General features: G+C 56.3%; 20 protein-coding genes and 1 riboswitch. Of the genes, 15 read left to right on the top strand and 5 right to left on the bottom strand.

Going from position 1 to position 23,637, the window contains the following annotated elements:
* Window positions 1–45: 45 nt before the first annotated feature.
* Both LVJ83_RS13110 and LVJ83_RS13105 read right to left on the bottom strand, forming a co-directional pair.
* On the bottom strand, window positions 46–1,185 hold the full coding sequence (locus tag LVJ83_RS13110; RefSeq protein WP_244787790.1) for an FUSC family protein: 1,140 nt from the start codon (window positions 1,183–1,185) through the stop codon (window positions 46–48).
* A gap of 555 nt (window positions 1,186–1,740) precedes the next feature.
* Window positions 1,741–3,054 carry a M23 family metallopeptidase gene (locus tag LVJ83_RS13105; protein WP_244785089.1) on the bottom strand — a complete coding sequence of 438 codons (1,314 nt, stop codon included), beginning with the start codon at window positions 3,052–3,054 and terminating at the stop codon, window positions 1,741–1,743.
* 293 nt (window positions 3,055–3,347) lie between these two features.
* Here LVJ83_RS13105 and LVJ83_RS13100 point away from each other — a divergent pair, with 293 nt between their 5' ends.
* From LVJ83_RS13100 to rpmE, 12 genes are all read left to right on the top strand, one after another.
* Window positions 3,348–4,334: a hypothetical protein gene (locus LVJ83_RS13100; protein WP_244785088.1), complete on the top strand. Its 987-nt coding sequence runs from the start codon at window positions 3,348–3,350 to the stop codon at window positions 4,332–4,334.
* Window positions 4,335–4,753: 419 nt separating this feature from the next.
* Window positions 4,754–6,451 carry a single-stranded-DNA-specific exonuclease RecJ gene (gene recJ / locus LVJ83_RS13095; protein WP_244785087.1) on the top strand — a complete coding sequence of 566 codons (1,698 nt, stop codon included), beginning with the start codon at window positions 4,754–4,756 and terminating at the stop codon, window positions 6,449–6,451.
* Window positions 6,452–6,570: 119 nt separating this feature from the next.
* Window positions 6,571–7,260 (top strand): histidine phosphatase family protein, encoded by a 690-nt coding sequence (locus LVJ83_RS13090; RefSeq protein ID WP_244785086.1) that lies wholly within the window; start codon window positions 6,571–6,573, stop codon window positions 7,258–7,260.
* Window positions 7,261–7,714: 454 nt separating this feature from the next.
* Window positions 7,715–9,154, top strand: a complete 1,440-nt coding sequence (locus tag LVJ83_RS13085; RefSeq protein ID WP_244785085.1) for a YadA family autotransporter adhesin — start codon at window positions 7,715–7,717, stop codon at window positions 9,152–9,154.
* 68 nt (window positions 9,155–9,222) lie between these two features.
* Complete coding sequence (locus tag LVJ83_RS13080; RefSeq protein WP_244787789.1) at window positions 9,223–9,684, top strand: outer membrane protein assembly factor BamE; 462 nt, start codon at window positions 9,223–9,225, stop codon at window positions 9,682–9,684.
* Window positions 9,684–10,097: a L,D-transpeptidase gene (locus LVJ83_RS13075; RefSeq protein WP_244785084.1), complete on the top strand. Its 414-nt coding sequence runs from the start codon at window positions 9,684–9,686 to the stop codon at window positions 10,095–10,097. The genes LVJ83_RS13080 and LVJ83_RS13075 overlap by 1 nt, the downstream gene beginning before the upstream one ends.
* A 295-nt stretch (window positions 10,098–10,392) precedes the next feature.
* On the top strand, window positions 10,393–11,544 hold the full coding sequence (obgE, locus tag LVJ83_RS13070; protein ID WP_244785083.1) for a GTPase ObgE: 1,152 nt from the start codon (window positions 10,393–10,395) through the stop codon (window positions 11,542–11,544).
* An 11-nt stretch (window positions 11,545–11,555) separates the two neighbouring features.
* The gene (locus tag LVJ83_RS13065; protein WP_244785082.1) at window positions 11,556–11,927 is read left to right on the top strand and encodes a hypothetical protein; all 372 of its coding nucleotides are present in this window, start codon (window positions 11,556–11,558) and stop codon (window positions 11,925–11,927) included.
* Between the two features lie 30 nt (window positions 11,928–11,957).
* Window positions 11,958–12,122: a hypothetical protein gene (locus LVJ83_RS13060; protein WP_244785081.1), complete on the top strand. Its 165-nt coding sequence runs from the start codon at window positions 11,958–11,960 to the stop codon at window positions 12,120–12,122.
* Window positions 12,123–12,142: 20 nt separating this feature from the next.
* Window positions 12,143–13,549: a cysteine--tRNA ligase gene (gene cysS, locus LVJ83_RS13055; RefSeq protein WP_244785080.1), complete on the top strand. Its 1,407-nt coding sequence runs from the start codon at window positions 12,143–12,145 to the stop codon at window positions 13,547–13,549.
* A 416-nt stretch (window positions 13,550–13,965) separates the two neighbouring features.
* Entirely contained in the window at window positions 13,966–14,496 is a 531-nt protein-coding gene (locus tag LVJ83_RS13050; RefSeq protein WP_244785079.1) for a superoxide dismutase family protein, read from the top strand.
* Window positions 14,497–14,849: 353 nt separating this feature from the next.
* On the top strand, window positions 14,850–15,065 hold the full coding sequence (gene rpmE / locus LVJ83_RS13045) for a 50S ribosomal protein L31 (RefSeq protein ID WP_244785078.1): 216 nt from the start codon (window positions 14,850–14,852) through the stop codon (window positions 15,063–15,065).
* 276 nt (window positions 15,066–15,341) lie between these two features.
* Here the strand turns inward: rpmE and LVJ83_RS13040 are convergent, their stop codons facing one another.
* Window positions 15,342–15,629 carry a hypothetical protein gene (locus LVJ83_RS13040; protein ID WP_244785077.1) on the bottom strand — a complete coding sequence of 96 codons (288 nt, stop codon included), beginning with the start codon at window positions 15,627–15,629 and terminating at the stop codon, window positions 15,342–15,344.
* Window positions 15,630–15,702: 73 nt separating this feature from the next.
* Window positions 15,703–17,127, bottom strand: coding sequence for a cryptochrome/photolyase family protein (locus tag LVJ83_RS13035; protein WP_244785076.1), 1,425 nt, complete (start codon window positions 17,125–17,127; stop codon window positions 15,703–15,705).
* Window positions 17,128–17,468: 341 nt separating this feature from the next.
* On the opposite strand from LVJ83_RS13035, the gene LVJ83_RS13030 reads away from it, so the two are divergent.
* On the top strand, window positions 17,469–17,921 hold the full coding sequence (locus LVJ83_RS13030) for a YiiD C-terminal domain-containing protein (RefSeq protein WP_244785075.1): 453 nt from the start codon (window positions 17,469–17,471) through the stop codon (window positions 17,919–17,921).
* A gap of 181 nt (window positions 17,922–18,102) precedes the next feature.
* Window positions 18,103–18,774 carry a nitroreductase gene (locus LVJ83_RS13025; protein ID WP_244785074.1) on the top strand — a complete coding sequence of 224 codons (672 nt, stop codon included), beginning with the start codon at window positions 18,103–18,105 and terminating at the stop codon, window positions 18,772–18,774.
* A 124-nt stretch (window positions 18,775–18,898) separates the two neighbouring features.
* On the opposite strand, the gene thiC is transcribed toward LVJ83_RS13025, so the two are convergent.
* Entirely contained in the window at window positions 18,899–20,767 is a 1,869-nt protein-coding gene (gene thiC / locus LVJ83_RS13020; RefSeq protein WP_244785073.1) for a phosphomethylpyrimidine synthase ThiC, read from the bottom strand.
* A 98-nt stretch (window positions 20,768–20,865) separates the two neighbouring features.
* Window positions 20,866–20,960, bottom strand: a riboswitch (TPP riboswitch).
* A 564-nt stretch (window positions 20,961–21,524) separates the two neighbouring features.
* On the opposite strand from thiC, the gene LVJ83_RS13015 reads away from it, so the two are divergent.
* On the top strand, window positions 21,525–23,216 hold the full coding sequence (locus LVJ83_RS13015; RefSeq protein ID WP_244785072.1) for a choline/carnitine O-acyltransferase: 1,692 nt from the start codon (window positions 21,525–21,527) through the stop codon (window positions 23,214–23,216).
* Window positions 23,217–23,637 lie beyond the last annotated feature (421 nt).

Below are 23,637 nucleotides of genomic sequence, written 5' to 3'. Positions count from 1 at the left end.
TCAAGGCCGTCTGAAAATGGTTTTCAGACGGCCTTGATGATTTTGTTACGCCGTTTGATTGGGGTGGCCGGAGTGCCCGTGGCTTTTGGCATGATAGCGTTGCCGTTCGCGCCGGCCCAGCCAGCGTTCGCGGCTGTGTTGCAGCAGCGTAACCAGGGTAAACAGCTCAAGGCGGATGTTGAGGCTCAGCCAGATAAAGCCCTGCCATTCAAACGGCAGCTTGGCCGCCAAGGCACGGATGGCTTCTTCGCTGCCGGCATCGGGCTGGAAGTGGCGGGCGTAGCTGCCTTTGAGCAGGTGGGCGGTCAGGCGCAAATCGTGCTGGAGGCTGAAAAAGTGTTGTGCGAGCAGCTTTTCTTCATCGGGGCTGATACGTGGTTTGGGCAGCGTGGGCACGGCGTGCAGCAGCAAATCGATGCTGCTGACGATGGTGCGGTGGCTGTGTTGGATGCTTTCCATCACGCCCTTGCTGATTTTGCTTTCTTGCGACGTGGCCGCCAGCAGCGGGCGGCTTTTGACCAGGCGGGTATTGATGGCTTTTTGCTGTTCCAGCAGGGCAAACCAGCGTTGGCGGCCGACGGCTTTGCCGCTGGTCAGCTCGGCCAGTTGGCGGCTACAGGCGGTGAGGTTGTCGGAAAGCATAAAGCGCCACATCAGGGTAGATTTGAGCGGCACCAAGCGGGCGGCAGCCAGCGCAATCGAGGCGCCGATAACCACGTTGAGCGCCCGCATCATGCTGCCGCCCAGCCAGTTGCTGCCCTCTTCGCCCAGCAGCATGCACATGGTCAGCCCTGCCAGCATGGCCATATAGCCGCTTTTGCCCAGTGCGCTCCAGCCGGCAAAAGCGCTGAGCAGGGCGATGGCAAGATAAAACAGCGAGCCGTTGTGCAGATAATGCTGGTTGAGCCACAGCAGCAACAAGCCTGCGCCCAGGCCGATAAAGGTGCCGAGCAGGCGCTCGAAGGCTTTAGCGTAAATTGCGCCCTGAAACTGCAACATGCCCAACACCACAAACACGGTAATGCTGATCCATTCACTGTGCGGCAGCTGAAAGCCACGGCCGATCAGCGTGGCGAGCAACACCGCCGCACTCAGGCGCACGGCGTGTATCAGACGGTGGTAGCGGTAGCGTTTGTAGGGGTTGAACCAGCGCTCGGCCAGGGTGGCAAAAAACTGTCGGAGCATGTCGGCCATATTTTCGGCTTTCAGACGGCCTCTGCGGCCGCAAGGGTAAAACAGCGGTAGGGTTGTGCTGCAACTTTATTGCAGATAAGCCCGTTGCCGGGCAGGCAATATTGGAACATATCACGGGCGGCGGCGGTTTGTGTTGGATTAAGTTTGTGGTGATACCGATTGAAAAAACAACCCGGCGGTGTTGGCGAGCAGCCGGAGTGGACAAGAATAGGCCGTCTGAAAGTGATGATGAATATGCGATAAATCAAACCTGCGCTTTGCCGCCCGTTTCCCACCTTCCCCTGCACAGGGGAGGAAGCCGGGTTGCTGAATCGGTAAGATTGGCGGGAAAAACAAACGTCGGCCAAAACGTGCAACGGTAAAACAACGGCAACCGAGTTCCCTCTCCCGTGGGAGCGGGTTAGGGAGCGGGCGCAAGCTGCGAAGCTTGAATTGAATAACGGTCAGGCCGTCTGAAACCCGAAAATGATTTTTGCATGGGTATAACAGATGCCGAAAAAACGGCGGGCCTATCTGCCCGCCGTGTTGTTTTGATGCCGTCTGCGTTTAATCCAGCTGCGCCACGGTAACCGGCAAATCGCGCACGGTGGCCAGAATGTTGCCGGCAGTTTGTTGCTGTTTGCGGAAAGCCGCCATGTCGGTCTGGCTCAGCTTGGGGGTGGGCAGGGCAACGGTAGCGGGGTTGACTGCCTGGCCGTTGACGCGGGCTTCGTAATGCAGGTGCGGGCCGGTGGAGCGGCCGGTGCTGCCCACATAGCCGATGATGTCGCCCGCGCGCACGCTGCCGCCGGCCGGCGAAAAGGCGCTCATGTGGCCGTAGAGGGTTTCCACGCCGTTGCTGTGTTGCAGCACCACGGTGTTGCCGTAGCCGCCTTTCCAGCCTTTAAAGGTCATCACGCCGTCGGCCGGGGCTTTGATGGGGGTGCCGGTGGGGGCGGCGTAATCGATGCCGGTGTGCATTTTCACGGTGCGCAGCACAGGGTGGAAGCGCACGCCGTAAGGTGAGGAAATACGGGTGTAGCTCACGGGCTGGGTGCTGAAGCCGCCTTTAGACAGTGATTTGCCGTTTTGGTCGTAATAGCTGCCGCCCTGGTCGTCGTCTTGGCCGAAATAATAGGCGTGGTAGGTTTTGCCGTTTTTCACGATTTCGGCGGCCAAAATGTCGCCGGTGGCCATTTCCTGACCGCGGAAATACATGCTGTTGTAGAGCAGGCGGATGGTGTCGCCGCTGCTCAGGCTGCCGATGTCGAGGCTGCCGCTGAAAATTTCGCTCAGCGATTCGCGGATTTCAACCGGAATGCCGGCCTGCGCCATGGCGCCGCGGGCGGAGGTGCGCACGATGACGGAGCGCAGCGAGGGCATGGTTTCCATTTCAACAGCCGAGGCCGATGCCTGCCATTGGCCGTTGACTTTTTCGATGGCCACCAGATTGCGTTCGCCGTTGTCGTCGTCGTTAAAAAACTGAATGTCGGTAATGTCGCCGCTGGAATCGAGGCGCACGCTGACAGTTTGGCCGGCGCGCAGCTGTTTGAGCTTGGTGTCGATGGGGCTTTTGGCCAGCACTTTTTTAATGCTCGCCTGCGGCACGCCCAGGCGGGTGAGCACTTCGGTGAGGGTGTCGCCGGGCTCTACCGCTTCTTCGGTCCAGTAGCTGCCTTGAAATGAGCCGTTGTCGATATAAACGGCCGGCAGCTCTTCGGTAATGCGTTCGGCCTGGTAAAGCGCGGGTTGCGGCAGCGGCTCGGTTACGGCGTAGGCGGTCATCACGCCGGAAACAGGCAGCAAAATGCCGAGTAAAGACCAGCGCACCGGTTTGTTTTGCCAAAAGCGGCCTAAGAGGGAAAAGGTTTGTTTCGTCACTGCTGTCAAGTCCTTAAAGCGGGCGGGCGCAGGTTTTATTGTTGTGGCGCCGGCCGGGTGTTTCATCAATATTAAGAGCCGTTCTTTCAGACGGCATTGAGGCCCACAAGTGCGGAGCAGGCGCTATTATCGGTGCTATTGCTTTGATTTACACCGCTATTTTCTGAGTTTTACCTAATTGAACAGTTTACCATAAAATGGCTGCCTAAGCCTCGGCAGGTGTTGACTTACATCAGTAGGCATTGAAAATTTAGCGTAAAATAGGGCGCATCGCCTTTATTTTGCCTGCATCCATGAATCTGACCCTTGCCTTACCCGGTTTGAACCACAGTGACGGCACACCGCTGCCGTTGCCTGATTTGCCCGCTTTCAACCAAATGTTGCGTTTTGGCACATTGATCCGCAAGCCCTTGCCGGCTTCGGCTTTTCTGGCTCGTTATCTGTGGCGGGGCAGCCTGCTTGCATCGGCCAAACAGCAGTTGGGCATGCCCGCAGAGCGGGCGGCGGTGCTTGCTTCGCCGGTGTGGCAGCAGATGGGCATGAACCATATGGACATGTTGGGTGGTGCCGACATCGGCATCGGCCTGGATGAAGCCGAGCAATGGTGCCGCGGCTTAAGCAGTTTTTATCGTGAGGAAGGCTGGTGTTTCGAGGCATTGCGCGCCGATTTATGGCTGGTCGGGTTGCCGGCGGCGCCGGATTGGCAGGTGCCGCCGCTGCCTGATGTGCTTGGCCGGGCCGATGGTTCGGTGCGGGCGCAGGGGCGCGACAGCCGCGAATGGCTGCAAAAACAAACCGAAATTCAGATGTGGCTGCACAGCCATCCGCTCAATCACAGCCGCACGGCTGCAGGCGTGCCGGCGGTTAACGGCGTGTGGTTGTGGCAGGATTTGGAAGGCGGCCAAACCGAAGCACCGCTGTTGGCTTGCGACAGCCCGTGGGCGCAGTTTTACCCGGGCAAACGGTGTGATGCGCCTTATGATTTTGCTGCCTGGCAGCATCTGGCAGCGGAAGCGGGCGTAGTTTCAGACGGCCTGATATGGCTGGATGATTTGCAGGCCTGTGCCCACACCGGCGACACCGGAGCATATGTGCAAACGTTGCAAGATTGGGAAACCCGCTGGTTTGCGCCGCTGTGGCAGGCGTTAAAGTCAGGCCGTCTGAACCGCTTGAAGGTAGTAACCGACGGCGATAACGGCGGTGAATTATGCTTGAAAGCCAAAGCCGGACGCGCGTTTTGGAAGCCGAAGCGCAGATTTGCCGGGCAAATGACCGGGTGAGGCATGCCGTGTTTTGTCTGCTCTGCGTTGAGGCCGTCTGAAAATTGTACCTGCTAGGGTGTCCTGACAATTCATATATCATCATCTTTTTTGTGCTAAAAGCACATCTGCTGCGTTAAAAAGCCTCGCAAGATGCCCAATCTTGCTACGTTTTTTGCCTTGCATCTGCACTTTTATCACAAAAAATCTGAATAATTCTGAATTGTCAGGACACCCTAGGGTGTCCTGACAATTCGTTTATGGAGGGATTTTTGCCCCTGAAAGCGCAGCTGCTGCGTTTTTTGCCCGGCATCTGCATTTTCAGGAACCAAAATCTCCTCATCAACAACACATCAGGACACCCTGGGCTTTTTAGCGCTACAATAACAGCCGCCCGATGATGGAATGCTCTGTGATTCCGCTCAATTAAAAGTGTATTTATGTCTGTAAAAATCCAAACCCGTACCATCAACCCCCATGTTTGCGAAACCCTGATTGCCGCCGGCGCCGACCCGCTGCTGGCACGGCTGTGCGCTGCCCGTGCGGTAGCCACGCCGGCTGAATTGGAAGATAAATTGGCCGGCCTGTTGCCGTATCAAAGCTTGAAAAACTGCACTGAAGCCGCCGCCCGTCTGGCTGATGCGTTGCAAAAACAGCAGCGTATTCTGATTGTGGCCGACTATGATGCCGATGGCGCCACGGCTTGTGCGGTGGGCGTGAGCGGTTTGGGCGCAATGGGTGCGACGGTGGATTTTTTGGTGCCCAACCGCTTTGAACACGGCTACGGGCTTACCCCCGAAATCGCCGAAATGGCGGCAGCGCAAGGGGCGCAATTGCTGATAACGGTCGACAACGGCATCGCCAGTTGTGCCGGTGTGGCGCGGGCGCAGGCGCTGGGGCTGGATGTGATTGTGACCGATCATCATCTGCCGGCAGACACCGTGCCGGAGTGCATCATCGTCAACCCCAATCAGGCAGGCTGCACGTTTGCCAGCAAAAGCCTGGCCGGTGTGGGGGTGATTTTTTATGTATTGACCGCCTTGCGTGCCGAACTGCGCACGCGCGGCTATTTTGCAGACGGGCGGATGGCCGAGCCGAATTTGGGCGGGCTGTTGGATTTGGTGGCGTTGGGCACGGTGGCCGATGTGGTGGCACTCGACCACAACAACCGCATTTTGGTGTCGCAAGGCTTGAAACGGATGCGTGCGGGCAAAATGCGCCCCGGTATCCGGGCGTTGTTTGAAGTGGCCAAGCGCGATTGGAAAAAAGCGCAGCCGTTTGATATGGGCTTTGCACTGGGGCCGCGCATCAATGCGGCCGGGCGGCTGGACGATATGTCGGTGGGCATTGCCTGCCTGCTGGCCGAACATGATGCGGCCGCGCAAAGCCTGGCCGCACGGCTCAATGATTTGAACATCGAGCGGCGCGAAATCGAGCAATCGATGCTGCAAGATGCGCTCAACGCTTTTCCCGAAACCTTGCCGCCGGGGCAAACCACTGTGGTGGCCTACCGCGATGATTTTCATCAGGGCGTAGTCGGCATTGTCGCCAGCCGTCTGAAAGACCGCTTTTACCGCCCCACCATTGTGTTTGCCCCGGCCGACAACGGTGAGGTGCGCGGCTCCGGGCGTTCGATTCCGAAACTGCATCTGCGCGACGCGCTCGATATCATCAGCAAGCAGCAGCCCGATTTGATTTTGAAATTCGGCGGCCATGCCATGGCGGCAGGCTTGAGCATACGCCAAACCGATATCGGCCGCTTTCAGACGGCCTTCGAACAAGTGGTGAAAAGCCTGCTGCACGAAGACGATTTGTCGCAAACCTATATCACCGACGGCAGCCTGCCCGCCGCCGAAATCACGCTCACCCAAGCGCAGAATCTGGCGCGGCAGGTATGGGGGCAGGGTTTCGCACCGCCGAGCTTTACCGATGAATTCGCCGTGGTGCGGCAGCAGCCGATGGGCGTAAACCATAAAAAAGTATGGCTGCAAAAAGAAGGTTACGAATTTGAAGCCATGTTTTGGCGCTGCACCGACGATATTCCCGCCCGCATCCGCACGGTGTACCGCCCTGTGGCCAATGAATGGCGCAACAATATCGAATTGCAGCTTTATATCGATTATTGGGAAGCGGCCTGAACCCCTTATCGTTTGACCATCTATCAATATTATAGATATAGAAAATATAGCAAGAGGCCGTCTGAAAAATACAGGCCGTCTGAAAACAATTGAAAACGCCCAAGCGGCAAAGGAACGATATGGCATTAAATCTTTACCTCGTGCGCCACGGGCGCACCGAATACAACGCCGCCGGCCGTCTGCAAGGCTGGAGCGATGCCCCGCTGACGCCCGAGGGCAGAGAAGCGGCGGTGATACTCGGCCGCGGGTTGCGTGAGGTGGTGCGTTTCGATGCTGCGTTTTGCAGCACCAGCCCACGCGCCGTTACCACTGCCCGACTGATTCTCGATGCCGGCGGCCAACCTGATTTGCCGGTGCAGCAGCTGGCCGATTTGCGCGAATATTCGTTCGGCAGTTTTGAGGGCGAGAAAATCACCGCGGTACACGAAAAAGTGATGGCGCACCGCGGCTTGCCCGATGTGGCAACCTGGTTGGCGCAATACCGCCACGCCGGGCATAACCTGCTGGCCGAAACCGTCAGCGCCATTGATCCGCAGGGGCAGGCCGAAACCGAAGCGGCATTTGTCGCCCGGCTGCGGCAGGGCATGGCCGAATTGGCGGCGCAATCGCCGGTTGATGGCAAGGTGTTGCTGGTGTCGCACGGGATGTCGATTACCGCCATTTTAAAAAGCATCGACCCGGCCAGCACCTTATACCAAAGCGTGCCCAATGTGTCGGTGACGCGGCTGGATTATGAAAATGGTGTATGGCGAGTGCTGGGCGTCGGCGATACATCGTTGACCGGAAACGGCATCAAAGGGGTGTTGTAAGCGCCCGGAACGAAACCTTGCAATAACGGGTAATATTTATTTGAGTAAGCATTAGCGCATTTGCGACACTTTTCAAACCGCTAAATAGCGATAAGTTGCATGAAAAAACCGCCGGATAAACGGCGGTTTTTTTTGTTTGTCGGTTGGGTGAAAAATATAGATGCACAACAAAGGCTATTGGCACATCAAAACAGCAAATCACAGCTCATGTGAAACATTTAATGCCATTTAATTAAAAACAAATATAAATATAACTGATAAAACAATATCTTCCATGCTTTAAAAAGGTATGTCATTAATGAAATGTCAAAATAGACGCATATGATGAAAGCATCGGGGAAAACGCGCCATCCGATACGGCACCTGATGAAACCATATTCATTATATTCATAAATGAAAAAACATTACCGGGGCAGGCTGTATTCATCGTAACCAATATAATCAGGAGAGTATTATGAATCACCACCGCTCTGTTTCCCTGTCGGGGTTTGCCAAACGGCAGACTACCCTCACGCTGATGCTCGCCGGCTTGGCATGGTCGCCGTTGGCGGCCGTGGCGGCTGATCATTATGTCAGCATCAATCAAAACGGCGATACCACCCGCCCGAATTACGATAACGACGGTGCAACCGGCGGCTATGCCATTGCGGTCGGTACTTGGGCGGAAGCTTCCGGCCTCACCAGCACGGCAATGGGCTCCCGTGCCGCCGCTTCCGCACAAGGTGCGGTGGCGGTAGGCGCAGTTTCCCAGGCAAACGGCGTATCGTCTGTTGCCCTTGGCGAGCAGTCTGTGGCCGAACGCAATGCCGATACTGCTTTGGGTCGCCAATCGCAGGCCAGCGGCGGGCAAAGCACGGCGGTGGGCTCCGGTGTGATTGCTTCCGGCGCGCTGTCTTCTGCATTCGGTGCAGGCTCTGCGGCCGGCGGTAATAAATCGCTGGCTGCCGGCACGGGGGCTGCTGCTTCGGCCGATACCGCCACCGCAATCGGCGCAGATACACAGGCCTCTGCCCAAGCCGCCACCAGCGTGGGTTCTACTGCACAAGCCACCGGAATTGCCTCTGCCGCATTCGGCAGCGGTGCCGCTGCGACCGCCAATGGCGCCACAGCTTTAGGGCGCCAGGCTACTGCCGGCAGTGGTGCGGCGACTGCGGTAGGTTCCGGTGCGGCGGCCACGGCGCAAAACGCCACCGCTGTGGGCACGGCAGCGAGCGCTTCGGGTAACGGCAGCGCGGCTTTCGGTTTGCAGGCTGCTGCCGGCGCCGGACAATCGGTTGCCATCGGCCGCGGTGCATCAGCCACACAAGACAGCTCGGTAGCGCTGGGTGCATATTCGACTACCGCAGCCGCAGTCGGCACAAATGCCGCAACGGTTAACGGCGTGTCTTACAACGGTTTTGCCGGCACTGCGCCTGCATCCACCGTCAGCGTAGGCAGCAGCGGCAGCGAGCGCACGGTAACCAATGTGGCCGCCGGCCGCATCACATCTGCCAGCACCGATGCCATCAACGGCAGCCAGCTCTATCAAGTGGCCGGCCAGGTAGGCACCAATGCCACTAATATCGCCAACAACACCACCGCCATCAACAACATCAACACCCAAATCGATGATTACGGCGATCAGATTACCAACGTCAACAACCGCATCGACAATGTCGATAAAGATTTGCGTGCCGGTATTGCAGGCGCCACGGCGATTGCTTTCCTGCAACGCCCCAATGAAGCGGGCAAGAGCATGGTTTCTATGGCGGTAGGCGGTTATCGCGGCGAACAGGCCTTGGCTGTCGGCTATGCGCGTAATGCCGATAACAACAAATGGTCGACCAAAGTCGGCGTGGGCGTTAACACGCAGAAACATGTCAACTGGGGCGGCAGCGTCGGTTATCAATGGTAAATCCGTCAGGCCGTCTGAAAGATTTCAGACGGCCTGTGTGCCACTTAAAAATAAAGGATAACAAGATGATGAAATTTTCAAAATTAATCTTACCGCTGGCCGCTGCGTTGGCATTGGCCGCCTGCGGCAACTTGAGCAAAGTAAGCAAAGAAGGCAGCACCGACAACCCGGTATGGCCGAATCCCGAAAAAACCACCTTGCGCCACAACGGCAGCCAGCATGGCTCGTGGCCGAATTGGGATAATGTGCGCATGATTGAAGCCGGTATGAACAAAGACCAGATTTACGAATTAATCGGCCGCCCGCATTTTCAGGAAGGCCTCTACGGCGTGCGTGAATGGGATTATCTGTTTAACTACCGCGAAAACGGCGAACACAAAACCTGCCAATACAAAATCCTGTTTGATAAAGACATGAATGCCCAATCGTTTTACTGGCTGCCCGAAGGCTGCGCCCCGCAACCGCAAGCACCGGTACGCGAAGTGATTATCCGCGAAGTGGAAACCTCGCCGAAGGCCATCCGCCAGTAATGAACGGCAAAACCGCATGCCTTGCCCTGATCAGCCTGAGCCTTTGTGCTCAGGCTTTCGGCGTGAATCTGCGCGAGCGCAAAGTGGTGGTGGATACCGAAAAAGCCGAATTGTGCCTGGAAAGCCGCTGCTATCCCGTATTGGTCGGCAAAGACACCCCAAAAGGCACGTTTGACCTCAATATCGTCAAAACCAACCGTCGCGGTTATGGCGGCGACGTGATGAAATTCAAAGAAGACAAAAAATATCTTTACGCCATCCACCGCGTGTGGACGCTCAAGCCCGAAGAGCGGCGCATGCAGCGCATCGCCTCGCCCAACCCGGCCGACCGCCACATCACCCACGGCTGCATCAATGTGACCGATGAGGTGTATGAAAAGCTGAAAGCGTATTTTGTTGTGGAAATCCGTTAGGATGTCCTGACCATTCATGCCTGCTGAATCCGACGGAGCCGCCGCTCCATTTTTCTTTTCAGACGGCCGCAGCACCCGCCCGCCAAACTTTTCAGACGGCCTCTTGACATATCCTTTATAATATCAGTCTATTGAATACCCATTTCATACCCATTCACAAAAATAACCTAACAGCGTTGGCTCGCCTTGCCGTACTAGCTGTACTGTCTTCGGCTCGCCGCCTTGTTAGCTTACTTTTGTGAATGGGTATCAGACGGCCTTAAATCAAGGCCGTCTGAAAACGACTGAGAAAACTATGAAATTTATCGACGAAGCAAAAATCGAAGTGGTGGCAGGCAAAGGCGGCAATGGCGCCAGCAGCTTCCGCCGTGAAAAATTCGTACCCCGCGGCGGCCCCGACGGCGGCGACGGCGGCAAAGGCGGCAGCGTGTTTGCCGTGGCAGATGAAAACATCAACACCTTGGTGGAATACCGCTTCGTCAAACGCTATCAGGCCAAAAACGGCGAAAAAGGCCACGGTGCCGACCGCTATGGCAAAGGCGCCGACGATATCGAGCTGCACATGCCGGTGGGCACGCTGATACGCGACATCGACACCGAAGAAATCATTGCCGACCTGACCCACCACGGCCAAAAAGTCTGCCTGGCGCGCGGCGGCAAAGGCGGCTTGGGCAACATCCATTTCAAATCCTCGGTCAACCGCGCCCCCCGCCAGTCGACACCCGGTGAAGACGGCGAAATGCGCACCCTGCAACTCGAGCTGAAAGTATTGGCCGATGTCGGCCTGTTGGGCATGCCCAATGCCGGCAAATCCACCCTGATTACGGCTGTATCCGCCGCCCGGCCCAAAATCGCCAACTACCCGTTTACCACCCTGCATCCCAATCTCGGTGTGGTGCGCATTGATGAAAACCACAGTTTTGTGATGGCCGACATTCCCGGTTTGATCGAAGGCGCGGCCGAAGGCGCCGGGCTCGGCCACCGGTTTTTGAAACACCTGTCGCGCACCGGCCTGCTGCTGCACGTGGTCGATTTGGCGCCGTTTGACGAAACCGTCAACCCCGCCGATGAAGCGCTGGCATTGGCAGAAGAATTGCGCAAATACGATGAAGCGCTGTTTGACAAACCCCGCTGGCTGGTGCTCAACAAGCTCGATATGCTTGATGAAGCCGAAACCGAAACACGCGCCGCCGCCTTTCTCGAAGCCATCGGTTGGCATCATCCGCAGCCCGACGACCGCTATCACTTCGACATGAACACCCCGCGCCTGTTTAAAATCAGCGCACTTGCCCATCAAGGCACACAGGAGCTGGTGTATCAAATCAACCGCTACCTCAACGAGAAAAAACGCCTGGAAGCCGAAGCCGCAGAAGCCGCTAAGGCCGCACAAACCGAAGCGCCTGCCGAACAGGTGAAAACCGATACTTCGGTATTTAAAGCCGAATAAGGCCGTCTGAAATGAAAAACACGTTTAACGCCCTCGTCGCCGCCACTGCCCTCAGCGCCTGTGTCGCGCCGTCTGCACCATTAGTGGGTGGCGATCTTGATACTCGCGGCTGCATCGGCTCGGCCGGGCAAAGTTGGTCGGTGTTGAAACAAGCATGCGTGCAACCGTGGCAAGCTGCCGACCTCAAGCTTGACGACCCTGCCGACAATACCTTGGCCGTGTATGTGATTTTTTCGGCAGACAAAGCACAAGCCGAAATCTTCGCCGCCGATGTGCCGGAAAACACCGTTTTAGATGCCGTAAAAGGCGGCTATGCTTCGAAAGACGGCAACATCCGTTTGCAACACAGCCGCCAAGGCTGGCAATTACGGCGCATGCCTTAGGGTGTCCTAGGGTATCCGGACAATTTGTTTATGAGGGGATTTTTGTTCCTGAAAATGCAGATGCCAGGCAAAAAACGCAGCAAGATTGGCCATCTTGCGAGGCTTTTTAACGCAGCAGATGCGTTTTCAGGGGCAAAATACACCCGTAAATCGAATTGTCCGGACACCCTAATGTTCAGACGGCCTTTTCTTTGATGATTTTTAATGAAAACACCATGACACTTAACGTATACAACACCCTCACCCGCCAAAAAGAAACCTTTATTCCGCTCAATCCCGAAAACGTGCGTATGTATGTGTGCGGCATGACGGTTTATGACTACTGCCACCTCGGTCATGCCCGCGTGATGGTGGTGTTCGACATGATTGCGCGCTGGTTGCGCCAGAGCGGCTATCCGCTCACTTATGTGCGCAACATCACCGATATCGACGACAAAATCATCGCCCGCGCGGCGGAAAACGGCGAAACCATTGCCGAGCTGACCGCGCGTTTTATTCAGGCCATGAATGAAGATGCCGATGCGCTGGGGGTTATCCGCCCCGATGTGGAGCCGAAGGCCACCGAGCACATCGCGCAGATGATTGCCATGATCGAGCGCCTGATTGCCAACGGCAAAGCCTATCCGGCCACCAACGGCGACGTGTATTATGCCGTGCGCGAATTTGCCGCTTACGGCCAATTGTCGGGCAAATCGCTCGATGATTTGCGTGCCGGCGAGCGGGTGGAAGTGGATTCGTTCAAGCGCGATCCGCTCGATTTTGTGTTGTGGAAAGCCGCCAAAACAGGCGAACCGGCGTGGGAAAGCCCGTGGGGCAACGGCCGCCCCGGCTGGCACATCGAATGCTCGGCCATGGGTGAAGAATTGTTCGGCAACACTTTCGATATCCACGGCGGCGGCGCGGATTTGCAGTTTCCCCACCATGAAAACGAAATCGCCCAAAGCTGCGGCGCCCACGGCGGCTGCACCCACCACGAACACGGCAAAACCATCGAAAGCCACGTTAAATATTGGCTGCACAACGGCTTTATCCGTGTCGACAACGAAAAAATGTCCAAATCGCTGGGCAACTTTTTCACCATCCGCGAAGTGCTGCAAAAATACGACCCCGAAGTGGTGCGTTTCTTTATTCTGCGTGCCCATTACCGCAGCCCGCTGAATTATTCCGATGCGCATCTGAATGACGCCAAAGGTGCGCTCACCCGGCTGTATACCGCGCTGAAAAATACCGCGCCGTCTGAATTCGATGTGCGTGAAACCAGCAACGACTACACCCGCCGTTTCTTCGCCGCCATGAACGATGACTTCGGCACGGTAGAAGCCGTCGCCGTGTTGTTTGAACTGGCCGGCGAAATCAATAAAACCAACGATGTGCAACTGGCCGGCTGCCTGAAAGCGCTGGCCGGCATCATCGGCTTGCTGCAACGCGAGCCGACTGAATTTTTGCAAAGCGGTGTTTCAGACGGCCTCAGCGGCGAAGAAATCGAAACATTGATTGCGCAGCGCAAACAGGCGCGTGCGGATAAAAATTGGGCAGAGTCCGACCGCATCCGCGATCTGCTCAATGCTGAAAACATCATTCTCGAAGACGGAGCCGGCGGCACCACCTGGCGGCGCAGCTGATGGCGGGTTGAGGCTGTTGGCGCACTTGCTCATAGAAAAACAGGCCGTCTGAAAATGGGTTTTCAGACGGCCTGAAGTATTTGGTGAATGGGTATTGTCGGCTGGTTCGTGTTTTGTTGTGAAGCCATTCCCGATAGCGAATGGGCCGATAGGCCGAAATCAAAGATTCAGACAGCCTGTGGCGCGCTGCTTTGCCCGCTGGTTTGAATGGGTATAATATGCCGGTATCCGTTAATATTTGCTATATAGCGACATGAATCAAAAAGTGCTACGGCGTTGCTGTAGTGCCTGCGGCTTGCTTGCCTGGTCTCACTTCTTTCCTTATGCCACTATAGCTCCCGCGCCGTCGGTTTGGCTTTTCAGTGAGATGGGGATTATTTTTGTTGTGTTGCAACGGTAAAACAGGAGGAAACCCGATGAAAACATTGCTGATATCTTTATTGTGCTGCGCCGCGGCAGGCGCATATGCCGCACCTGTTGACGATATTATCGTGCCGATGTCGCACCTTGATGTGCTCAAAGGCAACCGGCCCGCCGGTGAAGTGCGCATCAGCCAGAGCCCGGACGGCGCGGTATTTGCGGCCAAGCTCAACGGCGTTGCGCCGGGAAGCTATGGCTTTCATGTGCACGAATTCCCCAGCTGCGAGCCGGCCTTAAACAACAAGGGCGTGCTGGCGGCGGGTCAGGCGGCCGGCGGTCATTGGGATCCGCTGAAAACCGGCGCCCACAAAGGCCCTTTCGATGAAGGCGGCCATTTGGGCGATTTGCCGGTGCTGACGGTGGCGGCCGACGGCAGCAGCGAAGCGGTGACGGCGCCGCGGATTAAAAACATCCACCACCTGCACGGCCACGCATTGATGATTCATGAAGGCGGCGATAACTACAGCGATAAACCGGCAGCGCTCGGCGGCGGCGGAGCGCGCATGATTTGCGGGGTTATCCGCTGAAAACAAGCATGGTTGGCAGGGCGGATAAGGTCGTCTGATACCTTGTGCAAAAATAATCTGACGGCGTTGACCTGTTTGAGCTCGAAGAGGGTAGGTTTCGTTAGGACATCCTAAGGCACTGAAGCGCCCATGCAACCGGCTCCGTACATATTTACTTGCTTCAGCCGCGGCCTGGTCAGCTTACTTTTATGCATGGGTATGAAATATTCAGACGGCCTCTGTCGGCCGGCTATGCTGGATAACGCTTGCTAAAACAACGGGATTTTGCGATAATACCCAACTTGCCTGTTGTCAACAGGTTTGTTTGAAGCATAGGCAAAACCCCTATGCCCGCTTAATTGAAAGGAAGCATCATGAAACAAGGTATTCACCCCAACTACCACGAAATCACCGTAACTTGCTCTTGCGGTAACAAATTCACCACCCAATCTGCGATGGAAAAAGAAGCTTTCTCTATTGAGGTTTGCTCTGAGTGCCATCCGTTTTACACCGGTCAGCAAAAAATTGTTGACAGCACCGGTCGTGTGGACAAGTTCAACCAAAAATTCGGCAATATGTTCAAACGTTAATTTGGGCATGGTGTTGTTAAAAAAGGCTGCTTCGGCAGCCTTTTTTATATTTGTTTGAAACGCAAGCCGGTTTGCTCCGTTGTATGCTTGGCGCCGCCTTTCTCCCGCCGCACGGCTTGTTTTTCACTGATACATCCATTCACAAAAATAAGCTAACGGTGCGGCTGGCCTGAACGCGAAGAAAAGCGGTTTTGCTAAGGCGCGTTAAAGCGCCAAGTCAACACTCGATACTGCCTTCGATTCGCCGCCTTGTTCGCTTGCTTTTGTGAATGAGTGTCAGACGGCCTGATGATACAGGCGCGACATCAAGATTAACGGAAAACCAATCTGCCACAGCATCAGCAGCAGGCTTTGAATGGCGGTGCCGTTGTCGCGCAGGTGCAGGGCAAGCACCACTGCGGCCATGGCGCAAAGTGCGCCGGCAAACAGCAGCATGACGGCGGCAAAAGCGGCTATGCCTTGGCCGGCATAATGGCGCCACAGCAGCAGCGATCCGATAACGGCGATAAAGGCAGCGAGGTTGCGGTAGGGTTGCGGGGTCAGCAGGTAAGGCGGTGTCGGCATATGGAATCATCGCTGGTGAATGGTTTTCGGATAGGCGCTATAAGGGGCATTGCGATATCGACAGGCTGTGTCGTCAGCTTTCAGACGGCCTCTCTGCCTGTTTGAACAAGGCCAGCGCTTTTTCCCGCTGCACGGCATGATCAACGATGGGCGGCGGATAGCCGTGGGTGTCGATGCTGGATTTGGCACGCCAGGGCGCGTGGATGACCTCGGCGCTCAAATGCGCCAGTTCGGGCACATAGCGGCGGATAAACTGGCCTTGGGGGTCGAACTTCTGGGATTGCAGCACCGGGTTGAAAATGCGGAAATAAGGTTGCGCATCGCAGCCGGTGCCGGCAGCCCACTGCCAGCCGCCGTTGTTAGCGGCCAAGTCGAAATCGAGCAGTTGTGCGGCAAACCAGGCTTCGCCCAGCCGCCAGTCGAGGAGCAGGTCTTTGCTTAAAAAACTGGCGGTAATCATGCGCAGGCGGTTGTGCATCTGGCCGCTGTGTTTGAGCTGGCGCATGGCGGCATCGATAATCGGATAGCCGGTTTGACCTTGCTGCCAGCGTGCCAGCCGCTCGGGATGGTGCTCCCAAGCCAGATTGCGGTATTCGCGGCGCCAGCTTTGGTGGGCGGCGTGGGGGTGGTGGTAAAGAAACTGCTGGTAGAATTCGCGCCAAATCAGCTCGTTCAGCCAGGCGGCGGCGCCTTCATTGTCGGCCTGTTGCGCCAAATACACCAAATGGCGGGGCGAGAGCATGCCGAAACGCAGATAGGGCGATAAGTAAGAAGTGCCTTTTTTGGCGGGAAAGTCGCGGGCGAGGTGGTATTCGGCCAAGCGCGGCAGGAAATCGCCCAGTTGCGCTTGTGCGGCCGCTTCGCCGCCGGGCGGCACGGCGTGTTGGCGGTGGAAGCCGAGCTTTTCGAGTGCGGGCAGGGGCAAAGGGGCGCGGGCGGCTTCGGGCAGGCGGGTTTGCAGTGCGGCCAGTGTCGCCCAATCATCGGCGGGCTGCCAGCTTGAAAACTGCTGCCGCCAGGTTTGCAACCAGGCTTTTTTGTAAGGGGTAAACACGGTGTAGGGGCGGCCCTGCTGCGTCATCACCGCGGCTTTGGCCAGCACTACCTGATCGGTCACCCGCACCAGCGTGCGGTTGTCGGCATCGAGCCGGCGCCACACAAGATTGTCGCGTTCGACGGCTTGCGGCTCATAATCTTCGGCACACACTACGGCGGCGGCATTGAGCCGGGCGGCCAGGCGGGGGATTTCGGTGACGGCGCGCCCGTGCAGCACCCACAGCGGCAGGTTTTTTGCGGCCATTGCGGCTTTCAGCGCGGCCAAGCTGTCGTGGATAAAACTCAGGCGGCGGTCGTCGGCGGGCAGGGAGTCAAGAATATCGGTGTCGAACACAAACACGCCGGCCAGCGGCAGGCCGCGCCGTATGGCGGTTTGCAAGGCGGTGTGGTCAAACAGGCGCAAATCGCGGCGGAACCAAACCAAAGTAATGGGAGCGGGCATAGCTGTCCTGAGGCCGTCTGAAACCTGATTAATCAAAATAACCGGCTGCGTTGTCGGGCATGCTGTGCATTTAAAATGGTCAGGCTGCCCTTGGGTAAAAGCGTGGCAACATTTTTATGTTTGCGCATCAAGATAGCGGGTATGCTGCGGCATATTGCCGACAGCCGGTAACGGCTTATTGTAACGTGCTTTCAGACGGCCTGAAACCATATCGGCGGTATTGCCCGCAGATTGTGCCGCTATTCGTTGCCGGAGCGCCGTTTGAAAGAAAGCAAACCGGCTGTGCCGCCGCCCGCAGTTGCCGATATAATGGCGGCATGACAACCGACAGGCGTTTGGCGATGACTGCAACCGAACTGCAAACTTTTTTGCACCACCACATTCCCGCAACCGCAGCGTTGGGCGTTGCCGTGCTCGAGAGCCGGCCTGAAAAGCTGGTGTTGCAGCTGCCGTTTGCCGCCAACCGTAATCATCACAACACCGTGTTTGGCGGCAGCATGGTGTTGGCCGGCACGGTGTGCGGTTGGGCGGCGGTGTTTGCGCAAACCGGTTTTGACAATGCCAATATTGTGATTCAGGAAAGCCATATCCGCTACTTAAAGCCGGCCAAAGGCGCGTTGACGGCCGTGTGCCGCATAGACGAAACAACGCGCTCGACGTTCGGGCAGGCGCTGCAACGGAGCAAACGCGCCCGTTTGGCGCTGGAATGCGGCTTGTGGAGCGAAGGCGTACAAGTGGCGGTGTTCGGCGCAAAGTATGTAGCCTTTGCGGCGGATCAGCCGTTTGGCGGCTGACAGTCGTTTAACTGAATACCCATTCACTGACAATTATCTGATGGCGTCAGCCTGCCGTCTCGTATGATGGCTGAATTGTCAGGACACCCTAGGTGTGAATGCCCGCAAGTTTGTGCCATAATCGAATGCACAGCTGCGCAATCGGGCGGCTTCAAACATGTTTGGTAATGGAAAGGAAGTGATGATGATTGACAAAACGTTTTCAGAAACTGTGCGCCAACGGCAATCTGTCCGCAAATTTCTGCCTGAGCCGCTCACCGGTGCAGAATTAAACCTGGTGTTGGAAGAGGCGCAGCTGAGCCCTTCCAACAGCAACACCCAGCCGTGGAAAATGCATATTGTGTCGGGCGCGGCAAAAGATAAACTGGCCGCCGCGCTGGTGGCCGCCGCCGATAACCCCAAGCCTGATTTCCCGTATGGCGACAGAGAATATCCGGCCGAAAATACCGCGCGCATGAAAGAATTGGGCAAAACTTATTTTGCCGCCATCGGCCTCGACCGCAACGATAAAGCCGGCCGGCGCGAATCATGGCTGGAGAACCTGCGCTTTTTCGGCGCCCCGCATGCGGCGTTTCTGTTTATGCCCTCGGTGGCCGACAATGTGCGCGTGGCCGGCGATGTCGGCATGTATGGGCAAACCTTTCTGCTCTCGCTTACCGCTCACGGCTTCGGCGGTGTGCCGCAGACCTATCTCGGCTATTATGCCGATGTGGTGCGTGAAACGCTGGGTATCGCGCCTGAATGGAAGCTGTTGTTCGGCATTTCGTTCGGCCGCCCCGATTATGATGCGGTGATCAACCAATGGCGCTCGGCACGCGCGCCGTTGTCGGAAAGTGTGTTTTTACACGAATAAACGACCGATAATGCTACAGGCCGTCTGAAAGCTTTCAGACGGCCTGTAGCATTATATCTATTCATCCAATAAAAGCCTGTGCCAATGCCGGCAGGTTATTGTATGAACAGAGATTGCGCACGCTTCAGCTGTAAAGCTTGGCGCCTTTTTCCACAAATTCCACCGCTTTTTCCTGCATGCCTTGTTGTGCGGCGGCATAATCGCGCACTTCCTGCGTAATCTTCATCGAGCAGAATTTGGGGCCGCACATCGAGCAAAAATGGGCGATTTTCGCACCCTCGGCAGGCAGGGTTTGGTCGTGGTAGCTTTCGGCGCGTTCGGGGTCGAGGCCCAGGCGAAACTGGTCGCGCCAGCGGAATTCAAACCGTGCTTTCGATAAGGCATTATCGCGCAATTGCGCGCCCGGCCAGCCTTTGGCCAAATCGGCGGCATGGGCGGCGATGCGGTAGGTGATGATGCCGGTGCGCACGTCTTCTTTGTCGGGCAGGCCCAAATGCTCTTTCGGGGTAACATAACAAAGCATGGCGGTGCCATACCAGCCGATATTGGCCGCGCCGATGCCGGAAGTGATGTGGTCGTAGCCCGGCGCAATGTCGGTAACCAAGGGGCCGAGGGTGTAAAACGGCGCTTCAAAGCAATGTTGCAGCTCTTCGGTCATGTTTTGCTTCACCCGTTGCAGCGGCACATGGCCGGGGCCTTCAATCATCACCTGCACATCATGCTGCCAGGCTTTGGCGGTGAGTTCGCCCAGCGTGTGCAATTCACCAAACTGCGCTTCATCGTTGGCATCGGCAATGCAGCCCGGGCGCAGGCCGTCGCCGAGTGAAAACGAGACATCATAAGCCTTCATGATTTCGCAGATTTCGTCAAAGCGGGTGTAAAGGAAATTTTCTTGATGGTGCGCCAGACACCACTTGGCCATAATCGAGCCGCCGCGCGACACGATGCCGGTGAGGCGCCCGGCGGTGAGCGGTACATAGCGCAGCAACACACCGGCATGGATGGTGAAATAATCCACGCCCTGTTCGGCCTGCTCGATTAAGGTGTCGCGGAACAAATCCCAGGTTAAATCTTCGGCAATGCCGCCCACTTTTTCCAGCGCCTGATAAATCGGCACGGTGCCGATGGGCACGGGCGCGTTGCGGATAATCCATTCGCGCGTTTCGTGAATATGCGCGCCGGTCGACAAATCCATAATGGTGTCGGCCCCCCAACGCAACGACCACACCATTTTTTCCACTTCTTCAGTGAGCGAGCTCGTTACCGCCGAATTGCCGAGGTTGCCGTTGATTTTAACGCGGAAATTGCGGCCGATAATCATCGGTTCCAGCTCGGGGTGGTTGATGTTGGCGGGGATAATCGCGCGGCCGGCGGCCACTTCGCTGCGCACGAATTCGGGCGTGATGTGGTCGGGATGGGTGGGAATGTTGGCGCCGAAGCTTTCGCCCGCGTGTTGCTTGAGCAGCTTTTCATAACGTGCATCGCGCATCAGTTCATCTAACTTCATGCGCTCGCGGATGGCGGCAAATTCCATTTCCGGCGTGATGATGCCGCGCCGCGCATAGTGCATCTGGGTAACGTTGCTGCCTGCTTTGGCACGCAGCGGGCGGGTGATTTGATTGAAACGCAAATGCGCCGTTTTCGGGTCGTGCGCCCGTGCTTGGCCGTATTCGCTCGACAATCCGGCCAGCTGCTCGGTGTCACCGCGCTCGGCAATCCACGCGTTGCGCACCGCCGCCAAGCCTTGTTTGAGGTCGATGGCGGCATTCAAATCGCCGTAGGGGCCGCTGGTGTCGTAAACGGGAATCGGCGGATTCGGCTCGCTGCCTTGTGCCGACAAGGTGTCGTCCTGCCTGATTTCGCGCAAAGGCACGCGCATATCGGCGCGGCTGCCTTGCACATAGATTTTGTCGGAATTCGGATAGGCAAACTGGATGCCCAAGTCGTGCGAAAGTTGGTCGAGTTGCTGCGATTCGGTGGGTTTGCCGGCCATGAAAGTTGCTCCTGTTTTTTATAAATTCGGTGGAATGAAAGAAAACAGGAGCATTTGGGTTTTTCAGACGGCATCGGATGGTTTGAGGCCGTCTGAAAAGAAATACGCTGAAAACTCCCCACGCAAGTATTATCTTGTTCGGGTGTAAAGGGTAACTCTCAGCCGCCATGTGGCAGCACCCCTGTTTCGTCGGTTTGATTAGAACATGAAGCGGCGGCTTTTTCAATCAATAATATCCATTTGTAAAAGCAACCCGGGTCATCAGACTGCGTTGTCTTGCTCCGCCGTACCGTCTGCGGCCCGCCGCGCCGCATGGTGGTGACGTGGGATGGTTTCGGGGAGCCTGACCATTTGATTTGCGGGTGTTTTTTGCCACTGAAAACAAATGGTAAAGATGCCCCAATACCGGTTTGTTTTCTCAAATGAGATGACATTTTTCAGACGGCCTCTTGCACAGCAGGCTGTGATTGTTTGTATCGGCAGGAAGACGGGGCCGTCTGAAAACAAAATGTTCTATTTTTTTAATTTATGTTAAAGTTTATATGAGAAGGTCAGGACACCCTAGGGTGTCCTGATGTGTCATATATCATCATCTTTTTTGTGCTAAAAGCGCATCTGCTGCGTTAAAAAGCCTCGCAAGATGTCCAATCTTGCTGCGTTTTTTGCCTGGCATCTGCATTTCCAGGAACAAAAATCCCTCCATAAACGACACATCAGGACACCCTAGGCCGTCTGAAAGCGGTTTTAAGAGGAAAATATGATGAATAGCACGCCTTTATTGCCTGTGCCGCCGTTGGCTGAAACGGCCGAACGTTATCTGCAATGGGTGCGCCCGCTGTTGGATGATGCGGAATTTGCCCATACGCAAGCGCTGACGACGCAGTTTGTGGCGCATGAAGGGGCACAATTGCAACAAGACCTGTTGCGTTTTGCCGCAGAGAAGCAAAATTCGAGCTGGCTGATTGATGCCTGGCTGCAAAGCTATCTGGCCGGCCGCGAACCGTTGCCGTTGGTGTCTAACGTGGGTTTTGCCGTCGAGCATCAAGGCCGTCTGAAAGGGGTGGAAGGCTTGGCGCGTTGGGTGGCGGCCGCAGCGGCGGTGCATGCCGATTATCTGCACGGGCGCATTGAAGCGGCGCAAACACCGCAAGGGCAGCCAGTATGTCTGCGGCAATGGCGGGTGTTGCAGGGGGCGGTGCGGGTGGCTGCGCCCGATTGCGACCGCTATGAATTTGCCGCAGCGGCTGCTGAGGGGCGGTGCATCGGCGTTTTTTGGCATGGCTATTATTACCGCCTGCCTGCATTGGATGGGCAAGGCAGGCCTTATGCGGCGGAAGCGTTTCAGACGGCCTTGTTACAGATTATCGCCGATACGGCAGAAAATCCGTATCCCGTTGCTACGCCGGCCTTGCTCGGCAGCAAACGTGGAGCTCCAGTTTGCCATGCGTTGGCACAGGTTTCGCAAAACGCCGAACTGCTGGCACAGATGCGGGAGGATTTGTTTCACATCAGCCTGCAAGACATGCCCGGTTTGAGTGAAGATGAGGAATTGCATGCCGCCACGTTCAACAGCGGCGGTTGGGTGTATAAACCTTTGGGCTACCGCTACAATTTGGCCGGCGGCCATCTGGCGGTGCATTGCGAACACACTTGGCCCGACGGCGGCATGATTAAAGGCATGGTGGCGCGGATTTTGCAGCAGTTGGCAAACCCTGCCGGTGTGGCGGTGGCAGAATTGGCGCCGAGCCGAAAGGAATGGGTGCTGACCGCGGCACAACAGCAGGCTTGGCCGCAATGGCAGGCGCAGTATGCCGATCAGGCCGCCGCCATGCGCGTGAGCAGTTGCGAAATCAGTTGGCCGCAGCCAGCGCAAAAAGGCATCAGCCAAGATGCGCTGATTCAGTTTGCCCTGCAATATGCCCAACTGCGCACTTGGGGCAGGGTGCGCAACACTTATGAAGCGGTTGATGTCAGCCATTTCCAAAGCGGCCGCACCGAATGTATCCGGCCGCTGTCGATGGCATCCTTGTGCCTGGTGCAGGCGTTGGCAGAAGGTGCGGCAGATAAGGCTGTGTTGCAGGCGGCTTTGGTCGAACATAAAAACCGGGTCAAAGCCTGCAAAACCGGCCACGGTGTCAACCGGCATCTGTTGGGTTTGAAGCTGATGGCTCAGCAGCGGGGCAGCGTGCCGGCATGGTTTGACGATAAGGCTTATGGATTGTTGTGCGAAGATTTTTTATCCACTTCTACATTGGGCGACGGTGAAATTATCCGTAATTTTGCCTTTGCCCCCACCAGCCCCGGCGGCTTAGGCATCAATTACACCATGTTGCCGCAGTCGTGGCTGCTGACGGTGAGCTACACCGATGGGCAAGCTGAGGCCGTAGAAAATTTTCAGACGGCCTTTACCGAGGGTGCGCGAAAATTGTGGGCATTGGCGTTTGATTGAGGTTGATTTATCAAAACAGGCTGCTAGGGTGTCATGATGTGTCATATATCATCATCTTTTTTGCGCTAAAAGCACATCTGCTGCGTTAAAAAGCCTCGCAAGATGCCCAATCTTGCTGTGTTTTTTGCCTTGCATCTGCGTTTCCAGGAACAAAAATCCCCTCATAAACGACACATCAGGACACCCTAGCTGTTCACAAAAGTCATACCCATTCACAAAGATAACCTAATTGCGTTGGCTCGCCTGAGCTCGAAGAGGATTGGTTTTGCTAAGGCGCTGAAGCGCGAAGTCAACTAGCCCCATATGTGTGTACTGTCTTCGGTTCGCGGCCTGGCCAGCTTACTGTTGTGAATGGGTTTCAGACGGCCTAACCGTTATTCAAGCTTCGTGGCTTATGCCCTCTCCCTAACCCGCGCCCAAG

The sequence above is a fragment of the Uruburuella testudinis genome, from assembly GCF_022870865.1.
Lineage (GTDB): Bacteria > Pseudomonadota > Gammaproteobacteria > Burkholderiales > Neisseriaceae > Neisseria > Neisseria testudinis.
Note: the sequence above shows the minus strand (reverse complement) of the source record. Positions and strands in the feature narration are given on the sequence as shown.

Coding starts and splice junctions, on each gene's coding strand:
- LVJ83_RS13025 (WP_244785074.1), top strand. CDS start 18,103: ATGATGATTGACAAAACGTTTTCAGAAACTGTGCGCCAACGGCAATCT.
- LVJ83_RS13060 (WP_244785081.1), top strand. CDS start 11,958: ATGAGGGGATTTTTGTTCCTGAAAATGCAGATGCCAGGCAAAAAACGC.
- LVJ83_RS13035 (WP_244785076.1), bottom strand. CDS start 17,127: ATGCCCGCTCCCATTACTTTGGTTTGGTTCCGCCGCGATTTGCGCCTG.
- LVJ83_RS13030 (WP_244785075.1), top strand. CDS start 17,469: ATGACTGCAACCGAACTGCAAACTTTTTTGCACCACCACATTCCCGCA.
- LVJ83_RS13080 (WP_244787789.1), top strand. CDS start 9,223: ATGAAATTTTCAAAATTAATCTTACCGCTGGCCGCTGCGTTGGCATTG.
- LVJ83_RS13090 (WP_244785086.1), top strand. CDS start 6,571: ATGGCATTAAATCTTTACCTCGTGCGCCACGGGCGCACCGAATACAAC.
- LVJ83_RS13015 (WP_244785072.1), top strand. CDS start 21,525: ATGATGAATAGCACGCCTTTATTGCCTGTGCCGCCGTTGGCTGAAACG.
- obgE (WP_244785083.1), top strand. CDS start 10,393: ATGAAATTTATCGACGAAGCAAAAATCGAAGTGGTGGCAGGCAAAGGC.
- cysS (WP_244785080.1), top strand. CDS start 12,143: ATGACACTTAACGTATACAACACCCTCACCCGCCAAAAAGAAACCTTT.
- LVJ83_RS13075 (WP_244785084.1), top strand. CDS start 9,684: ATGAACGGCAAAACCGCATGCCTTGCCCTGATCAGCCTGAGCCTTTGT.
- LVJ83_RS13100 (WP_244785088.1), top strand. CDS start 3,348: ATGAATCTGACCCTTGCCTTACCCGGTTTGAACCACAGTGACGGCACA.
- LVJ83_RS13065 (WP_244785082.1), top strand. CDS start 11,556: ATGAAAAACACGTTTAACGCCCTCGTCGCCGCCACTGCCCTCAGCGCC.
- LVJ83_RS13085 (WP_244785085.1), top strand. CDS start 7,715: ATGAATCACCACCGCTCTGTTTCCCTGTCGGGGTTTGCCAAACGGCAG.
- LVJ83_RS13040 (WP_244785077.1), bottom strand. CDS start 15,629: ATGCCGACACCGCCTTACCTGCTGACCCCGCAACCCTACCGCAACCTC.
- LVJ83_RS13050 (WP_244785079.1), top strand. CDS start 13,966: ATGAAAACATTGCTGATATCTTTATTGTGCTGCGCCGCGGCAGGCGCA.
- recJ (WP_244785087.1), top strand. CDS start 4,754: ATGTCTGTAAAAATCCAAACCCGTACCATCAACCCCCATGTTTGCGAA.
- thiC (WP_244785073.1), bottom strand. CDS start 20,767: ATGGCCGGCAAACCCACCGAATCGCAGCAACTCGACCAACTTTCGCAC.
- LVJ83_RS13110 (WP_244787790.1), bottom strand. CDS start 1,185: ATGCTCCGACAGTTTTTTGCCACCCTGGCCGAGCGCTGGTTCAACCCC.
- rpmE (WP_244785078.1), top strand. CDS start 14,850: ATGAAACAAGGTATTCACCCCAACTACCACGAAATCACCGTAACTTGC.